This window comes from Halomonas sp. AOP7-B1-5 (genome assembly GCF_052353045.1).
Lineage (GTDB): Bacteria > Pseudomonadota > Gammaproteobacteria > Pseudomonadales > Halomonadaceae > Vreelandella > Vreelandella colorata.
This window is the reverse complement of the sequence record NZ_JBQTDC010000071.1, coordinates 1-7,422: the sequence shown is the minus strand read 5'-3', so window position 1 is coordinate 7,422 and position 7,422 is coordinate 1. Positions and strand designations below refer to the sequence as shown.

At 57.1% G+C, this 7,422-nt stretch carries 8 protein-coding genes; 3 read left to right on the top strand and 5 right to left on the bottom strand.

The genetic code is table 11. The annotated features are described in order from the left end of the window. On the bottom strand, nucleotides 1-1,009 hold a 1,009-nt coding region (locus ACT3XD_RS19005; RefSeq protein ID WP_444280669.1), incomplete at its 3' end, for a hypothetical protein. A 154-nt stretch (nucleotides 1,010-1,163) separates the two neighbouring features. Here ACT3XD_RS19005 and ACT3XD_RS19000 point away from each other — a divergent pair. Then, nucleotides 1,164-2,321, top strand: a complete 1,158-nt coding sequence (locus tag ACT3XD_RS19000; protein ID WP_192539822.1) for an RNA-guided endonuclease TnpB family protein — start codon at nucleotides 1,164-1,166, stop codon at nucleotides 2,319-2,321. On the opposite strand, the gene ACT3XD_RS18995 is transcribed toward ACT3XD_RS19000, so the two are convergent. The 4 genes from ACT3XD_RS18995 to ACT3XD_RS18980 form a co-directional block, all read right to left on the bottom strand. Next, the gene (locus ACT3XD_RS18995; RefSeq protein ID WP_192539823.1) at nucleotides 2,308-3,015 is read right to left on the bottom strand and encodes a hypothetical protein; all 708 of its coding nucleotides are present in this window, start codon (nucleotides 3,013-3,015) and stop codon (nucleotides 2,308-2,310) included. The genes ACT3XD_RS19000 and ACT3XD_RS18995 overlap by 14 nt on opposite strands. A gap of 615 nt (nucleotides 3,016-3,630) precedes the next feature. Continuing rightward, nucleotides 3,631-4,242 carry a hypothetical protein gene (locus tag ACT3XD_RS18990; RefSeq protein ID WP_192539824.1) on the bottom strand — a complete coding sequence of 204 codons (612 nt, stop codon included), beginning with the start codon at nucleotides 4,240-4,242 and terminating at the stop codon, nucleotides 3,631-3,633. A gap of 243 nt (nucleotides 4,243-4,485) precedes the next feature. Next, nucleotides 4,486-4,647, bottom strand: a complete 162-nt coding sequence (locus tag ACT3XD_RS18985) for a hypothetical protein (RefSeq protein ID WP_192539825.1) — start codon at nucleotides 4,645-4,647, stop codon at nucleotides 4,486-4,488. Nucleotides 4,648-4,715: 68 nt separating this feature from the next. After that, complete coding sequence (locus ACT3XD_RS18980) at nucleotides 4,716-5,099, bottom strand: hypothetical protein (protein ID WP_192539826.1); 384 nt, start codon at nucleotides 5,097-5,099, stop codon at nucleotides 4,716-4,718. Nucleotides 5,100-5,379: 280 nt separating this feature from the next. Between ACT3XD_RS18980 and ACT3XD_RS18975 the strand changes: the two genes are divergently transcribed. Further along, nucleotides 5,380-5,778 (top strand): hypothetical protein, encoded by a 399-nt coding sequence (locus tag ACT3XD_RS18975; RefSeq protein WP_192539827.1) that lies wholly within the window; start codon nucleotides 5,380-5,382, stop codon nucleotides 5,776-5,778. A 360-nt stretch (nucleotides 5,779-6,138) separates the two neighbouring features. Next, the coding region (locus ACT3XD_RS18970) for a hypothetical protein (RefSeq protein ID WP_444280668.1) at nucleotides 6,139-7,422 on the top strand (1,284 nt) is incomplete at its 3' end.

Below are 7,422 nucleotides of genomic sequence, written 5' to 3'. Positions count from 1 at the left end.
CGGCTTGTCCCAGGTCGGGGCGGTAGCGGTCTACCTGGAACCACGTCAGCGCCCGACGGTGAAACGAAGCGGTCATTGCACTGGCGTCACCCGCACGAACCGCCCGATAGGTGTCGAGTCTACCCAGGTGGTCGTGGTAGATAGGTTGCCGGAAGGACGGAATTTTGGATGTTTTATGGCGCTGACCCTCCAGTTCAAAAGGCGCATGGGGCGCTTTAAGCCCCATATCAGGGAGATGCTGGCCGCCGAGATACCAGAGATAGTGTTCCAGAGGCGTGAAGGCCAGAAGGGCGGCCTCGCGGCGGTTATCGCCAAAGGCGACCGGCGACAGCACGACCTGGTGAAACTGGGCGGCAGGGGTAGGGCTGCCAGGGGCTTCCATGTCGGCATTGACGCTCAACGACAACACCAACGGGGACGGCGCGAACAGGTCGGCAGCCAGCCAGTATTTCAGCGACCGCCAGGGATCAAGTGCCTGTATCTGCTCAGGGGTGAGCTGGCCGTGGGTGAAGGGCAGGCCCGTGGCCTCCAGCACAGCCTCCACGAAGCCATCAAAGCCGGTGACATGCACGGTGTATTCGGTGCCTTGGGTGTGAGGGCTGGGGGCTGTCTTCACAATGTCGACATCGAGGGCAGCGTTGTAGTCGCGGGTCAGGCGCGACACATCCTGCGCGAGCTGGCGCTTGAGCGGACGGACATCGGCATACGTCTGCGGGATCGCGTCGACGCCCTCCGGCTGGTAGGTCAGGCGTGAACGCGAGCGGCCATCGGACGGCTGTTCCTGGAACGCCTTGATCCAGTCTGCCTGACGCGGATCGTAGCCCTCCAGGCGCAGCCAGGGAGCCAGGTCGTCATTTTTGAGCCACGATGCCAAATCAGCAGCGAAGGTAATCGCGCTGAATGGCATGTCGGCGGGTTCGGTCGGTGTCTCAGCACGGGCAGCAGGGAGCGTTGCCTGATGCTGGCCACTGCCGTCGGGAGTGGCACTGACAGGGGCGTTCTCACGCAACCGCCGGTTCTCGCGTTGCAAGTAGGCATTGGCAGCGGTAAGGGCATGATCAAATTGCGCGTCAAACCTCGGCCTTTTAGGCCGGGGAAGGATAGCGCGAGGCGCGTAGCGCCTCTTGGTTGACAGGCTATATTTACCGCGTTAGATTCAAGCCATGACCACCGCACATCGCGCCTACCGTTATCGGTTCTATCCCACGCCCGAGCAAGCTGACCAGCTTGCCCGGACGTTTGGCTGTGTGCGGTACGTCTACAACCATTTCCTGCGGCAGCGCACCGATGCCTGGTTCGAGCGTCAGGAGCGCATGGGCTACAACGCCACCGCCAAAGCGCTCACCAGCCTCAAGAAAGAGCCAGACACGGCGTTTCTGGCCGAGGTATCCAACGTCTGCTTGCAACAGTCACTCCGGCATCTGGATCGGGCGTTTAGCAATTTTTTCAAAGGTCAGGCGCGGTATCCCACGTTCAAGAAGAAGCAGCGCAAGCAATCAGCCACTTACATGGCCAACGGTTTTCGTTGGCGCGACGGCAAATTGTGGCTGGCCAAGCAAAAAGACCCGCTCAATATCCGCTGGAGTCGGTATTTTTCCGGCACGCCGAGCAGTATCACGGTGAGTTGTGACACCGCTGGCCGTTACCACGTCAGCTTTTTGGTGGCGGAAGCGGCCACACCACTGCCGGTTACCCCCAAAATGGTCGGCATTGATCTGGGGCTGACGCATCGCGTTATCACCAGTCACGGCGAAAAAGTCCCCAACCCGCGTTTTCTACGCCGTACCGAGCGTAAGCTGGCGCGGGCGCAACGGAACCTGTCGCGTAAACAGAAAGGTTCCAATAACCGCGCCAAAGCGCGGCTTCGGGTGGCTAAGGTACATGCCAAGCTGGCCGACCAGCGTCGCGACGCCACCCATAAACTCTCCACGCAGCTTATTCACGAGAACCAAGTCATTGCTGCCGAGAGTTTGCAAATTAAGAATATGGTCAAAAACCGCTCACTGGCCAAGGCCATCAGCGACGTGGGTTGGCATCAGCTCACGCAACAACTGACGTACAAGGCCGAACGGTACGGGCGTGATTTCGTCCAGATCGACAAGTGGTTTCCCAGTTCGAAACGCTGCTTTCACTGTGGCCATATCACCGAGAAGATGCCACTGAACGTGCGTACTTGGGACTGCCCTGGCTGTGGCACCCAAGGCATTGACCGCGACGTGAACGCTGCTCGCAACATACTTCAATCGGGCAAAGCGATCCTGGCCGGGGCCGACAAGCTCCGCCAGCATGAGAAAACTACCGTGGGACTCACGGGAGGTTAAGCCTGTGGAGCTTGTGTAAGACCTGAGGTGCTATCACCAAGGGCAACGGGCTGCGAAGCAGGAACCTGGAAGGCAACAACCAGGGAATCCCCTTCCTTTCCGTCGTCAGACGGCAGCGCAAGCTGAGGGAGGGGAGGAGGTCAATGTCGTACAGCGCATCAATATGGCGCTGCAAGCCCGAACTATCGACGATGGCGGTCGCCGTCAGGGTCATTTCCAGCCGATCCTCGCCAACCGGTCGGACGGTTTCTCTGACATCGTGAAGCGCCACGACACTGCCAGATACCAGCACCGATGTTGCCGCAAGCTGCTGGTCAGCAGACAAGCGTTCCTCGAAAGCACGATAGACACCGGCCTGGTCGAGTGCCTGACGCTTCAGGCGTTCCATGAGGTGCTGTTTGGCGATCTGGGGGGTATCTCGATCCCCCAGTAGGTAGGTATCGTGAACGGCGTAGCGCCCATCTGCCGCTGCCATTTCAAAATGACCAGACAACCGTGATGTGTTGCCGGTATATCCCTGTTCGGTGAGCTGGCTCAGGTGGTTGATCTGGTCACGCTCAGGGGTTGGGCGTTGTTCGGTGATGGCGCGGGCGTCGTCTACTGACGTGGCGGGAGAGGGGGCCGGTGAGGATGCACAACCGGCGATGGCCAGCAGCAGCGCCAGCAGGGCAACGTGGGACAGGTGGATTGGCATAAGGCAGTCCTGGTCTGGATCGTGTTGCCAACAGGAATACCACAAGTGTCGAATCGGCCAAGGCGGTGCGACGTGGAAAAGAGGTCAGTCAGTCAATGCGGTTACGTTGGCGATGCGCGTGATCGCCAGAGACGCTATACCAGCGAGCTTCTTCTGTTTGACGCCGTTCTCTGGCAGCGTCTTTTGCCTGTTCGCTGTAGCGAAACATTGAATGGGGGCCACCATAAGAAAACCATTTTGATCTTTTCTTGCGTTTTCCCTCGCCCACCGGCTCGTACCAGGTGGCTACCCAATACGTCGAACCGTTTTTGCGCTCAATGTGCTGAACCCCAGGTATCTCGCCTTCTTTTAAGTGCGATCGGCCTCCGGCTTGATACTGAGGCTATCGTTTGTCCCGCAGGGCAGGGGGATTCGCACGGTCGGCGTCGCATGTGAGGGAGGCCAGTAGACAAACTTGGACTCACGCCAGCTAGGCGAAAGGGTGTCAGGGCGTTGGCAGGGTGGCTGATGGAGCATGGGTGTATCCGGTGAGTATTTATGACAGGGAAAACAGTATCGGGGTTTAAGGGGAGCGCTCGCTCAATAGACACTCCCCGCTTCGTGCCATTTCAAACCTTATGATAACTCTCTTTCGCTTGCTGGGTGGCCTGCAATACGCTCCATTTCCACGTTTGCCAAGGACATATAAGCATCGAACCCGTAGACGACTTCGTTTCCTTCGTGAGACGCCAGCGCAATGTCACCAGGGAAAGCACCAAAATGCTTGAAATGGTCGGAGGCAAAATCGACGAACACGGTTTTTGCCCAGCAATCGAGAAGCTGCATCTGGAAGCCGTGGTGGCAAAACCCTGTCTCGTCGCTTATCCGGTCGCTGACAACCTGCTCCAGTGTTTCAGCGTCAATCACCTCGTCAAACGCAAAACAAAGCGTGTGAGGCAGTTCTGGGGCGTTCTCGTCGTTGTCGTAGGCAATGTCTGTCACAAGCACACGAAAAGTACGCTCAGAGGCAGCCAAGGGTGCCAGCTCGGCGGGCAGCGGTGCGCTATAACTACTGGCCAGCCCTCTGTCGTTGACATCGACAAATGCGACATGACGCAGCCCGCTAGGACGATCAAACTGCACAGCGACCGATTGGCCTGCAAAATCGCGGTGCAAGACCCCGCCGAGTTCGGCGAGGCTCTGGCAAGGGACTTGTGTAGCGAAGGCGCGAATCAGAAAGGTAGGCATGGCGTTCTCCTTGGTGTCTTAATAGCAACGTGGGTATCAAACAGTGGTTAAAGCGTCAGGTCGTTTCGCGTGTACGCCGCTGCTATCGGCTCGGCCAGCGTCGCGCTGTACGCGGAGTCGTCGATTTCTTCCAGCGCCTCGGATACAGGCATGTTGTCTTCCTTCCAAAAAAATCGCCAAAACCGCCGATAGCTCACCTTAATGCAGGTCGCTATCGGCGTTACGCATGGGAAATCAGCTTTTTCAGCGAGCTTTGCCTGCTTGGAGAGCCAGTGCAAAGGCATCCTGTGAGGCTTTGGAGTCCACCGACCACTCCTTGCTGGCCAGTGCGTTAAGCAGGTTCAGGAAGCCTCTGAAATCGGCTCCCGACATCGCGTGAAGTGTGATATGTTGTATGGGCTGCATGACAGACCTCCACAGTTTGAGTATGCGGTATGCCCATTCCGTCCTTATCCGACGGAATGGGCGCTTACTTAAAGCCCGAGTCGGGCGACTTCCCCCTCCCAAGGCCCGTAATGCTCGGTTTGCAGCATTTTTGCTCGGGCGACCTCCTTGCTATAGCGGCACACCTCCTTTGGTTCTATCTGGCCTATCGCATAATAAAGCGCCCTTGGGCCGACAAACCGCTGGCCGTTTGACAGATCAATAACGACAGATATGCCGTTCTTAACGCCTTCGATCCAGGCATGGCTGAAGCGAATACCGCTAACCGGCCCTTGTCCTGTGACGACGCCATGGGCCAACACCTTGTCGGTGACGCCTTTGGTAGATTGAGCGTGAATGTCTCGACACCTCACGATTAACTGCCCTGCCACCTGAAAGCAGTCACCGCCGCTGGGAAGTGTGTTATCCGTCATCGTTTTTTTCCTCATTAAACAGCCGAGAGTGCTGTTTACCGGCTTGTCGGAAAACCGACTTGTCGGAAACCTGTATGCTCGGTACAAGCCACTGATCAGGTTAGTTTTATCGAGTGGCTGGTTGTGCCGATCTCTTTCAAGCTATCACGGCTTTTCAATCGACCAAGCCCGTGCGAGCACTTTTTTGCACCCGCCAGGATTCGCAGCCTCTTGGCAAACAATCCACCTGTGGCATCGTGGTGGCATCACAAACGCAAATTCGATTCACCAGGAGTCACTGATGTCACATTCAGCGAAAACGCCACGCACCATCTGTCAATTTCGTGTTAGCCCGTCGATTCCAACCATCCGGTTTGACCCGTCCCAGGACACGCCGATCATTGCGCAGTTCACCAGCCGCCGAGGTAAACGCACGGTATTGTTCGTGGGAGCGGATCATGCGTCGGTCTGGATACGCCAGGACAGTCTGGAAGGAGCCTTGCCGGTCACGCTACTGGAAGGAGTTGTCAGGGAAGCCGACCGACGTTTCACTGTAGGATTGGTACAGCCGCACTGGGCCAGGGTGGCGCAGGAATGGGTGTTTCGTGGCCATATCGACATGCAAGCGTTGGCTGACCAGACGTTGTTGGCAGCGGTGAATAAGCGTGACGAGGATGCGGAGCTACAACGGGCAAGTTGATAGCCTGTCATCATGTTAAGCTATCGAATCGACGTACTATTTTCGGGAATTTTCAATGTCATCTTCTCAGCGTCTAAAACTACCTATTGGGATTCAGACCTTCGCGGATATTCGTGAAGATGGCTACTACTACGTCGATACTTGCCCGTGGAAAGCCTATTTACCTGGTAGGAATAGAGTTCTCCAGTGTCGAGCGGCAGATTACAGCATTTGATGTGGAACTGTTGACACCGTGACCCACCTTTTCGCGCCTGACACTCAGGCGCGAAAAAAATTAAAAAACAGGGCGTTAACCGCTTGGTCGATTGAAAAGTCGTGAGAATCTGGAAGTAGACGTTCACTATTTCCAGGAGTTACACGATGCCTATCCGCAAATTCGACGCCTTTGTATCCACCGTGGACATCCAGACAAAGGATGCCACCATTCCCGCCAATACCTACCTGATGTGCATCAAGGTGCTGGGTGGCACGAACCCCGTGGTCGTCGACCGCACCATGCGCCCTGAGCAGGCCATCAAGCTCTCCACCAAACATGTACGCACCCTGGCCGATGCACCTGCTGACGATCCGAACGTGATGTCTCTGCGCCATCATGTCGATATCGCGCTGTCCGGTCAGCAGCCCTTCCTTGAGCGTGATTACCGCCCAGGGGAAATTGTTGTCTGTGCGGCTCCTGTGCCGCTTGACGATGAGTTCATTATCCCGAGAGGGCATCACCTGGTCTGCAAACGCGTCGCCGCCGGTCGGGTGGTGTTTGAGCTCTGGCACCCGCTGTACACCACCCGCATGGACTTTGAGATTGCCCACGACTATGCGCCGTTTGTCTTCAAGCCGGTGGACGATCACGACGATGAAGCGTATGTGCAGGCCACTTATGGCTTGAGCCTCGAAATTGATTTGTTCAGCGATGACGATGCACCTGACGAAGATCAGGCGTTTGTAGCGACCTTCACCCTGCCTTACGAGCGTTTTCGTGTGGCCAAGCGCCCAGGTGGGGAATGGGTCTTTGATCAGGACGAAGATGCCTGCGACGCGATGGCGTACCAGCTGCGCCAGCACGCAGCGCCCCCGAAACATAGCCATCTGGATCGGGACTTCTATCTTATCGACTGCGATAGCCGCGAACTGTTGGCGTACTACATCGAGTATCGCCTGTCCTGGCGTAGCCGCGCCTGGTCGTTTTCCACTTTTCTTCAGCACCGTCAATTGATCAATGAATGTCATCAGGTCATCCGTCTGCGGGAAGCCGAGCGCCAACTGGCGCTGGGGGGGCTTGGCATGACGCGTGTTGTGGTGATTGACGCGGATGCGATATCGCCGGTACAGGCAGCGCCCCTGATGGTGCCGTCCGACAAAGTGCTGGTCGCCACGAACAACCGTGACGTGATTCCTGACTGGAAAAAACAAGTGGGATCACGCTCGCAATACCGACTCGAAATCGTCAGCCCGCGTGTGCCACAGGCAGCGGATATGGCCCTGGCGTTTATCGCGGGGGAATGGGTGGCCAGAGAACCTTCGTTGCTGGCGCTTCCGTGGCTGCTTGTTTCCCGTGATCGGGATATCAGCGCCCTGGCCAGCTGCTTGCTCGCACGGGGCGTCGCCTGTGTGTCTCAGGTACACGTTCACCGCCATTGTGCGCCAAGC

What these genes read in the sequence shown, in the direction of transcription:
- ACT3XD_RS19000 (WP_192539822.1), top strand. Translation starts at nt 1,164, where the DNA reads ATGACCACCGCACATCGCGCCTACCGTTATCGGTTCTATCCCACGCCC.
- ACT3XD_RS18995 (WP_192539823.1), bottom strand. Translation starts at nt 3,015, where the DNA reads ATGCCAATCCACCTGTCCCACGTTGCCCTGCTGGCGCTGCTGCTGGCC.
- ACT3XD_RS18990 (WP_192539824.1), bottom strand. Translation starts at nt 4,242, where the DNA reads ATGCCTACCTTTCTGATTCGCGCCTTCGCTACACAAGTCCCTTGCCAG.
- ACT3XD_RS18985 (WP_192539825.1), bottom strand. Translation starts at nt 4,647, where the DNA reads ATGCAGCCCATACAACATATCACACTTCACGCGATGTCGGGAGCCGAT.
- ACT3XD_RS18980 (WP_192539826.1), bottom strand. Translation starts at nt 5,099, where the DNA reads ATGACGGATAACACACTTCCCAGCGGCGGTGACTGCTTTCAGGTGGCA.
- ACT3XD_RS18975 (WP_192539827.1), top strand. Translation starts at nt 5,380, where the DNA reads ATGTCACATTCAGCGAAAACGCCACGCACCATCTGTCAATTTCGTGTT.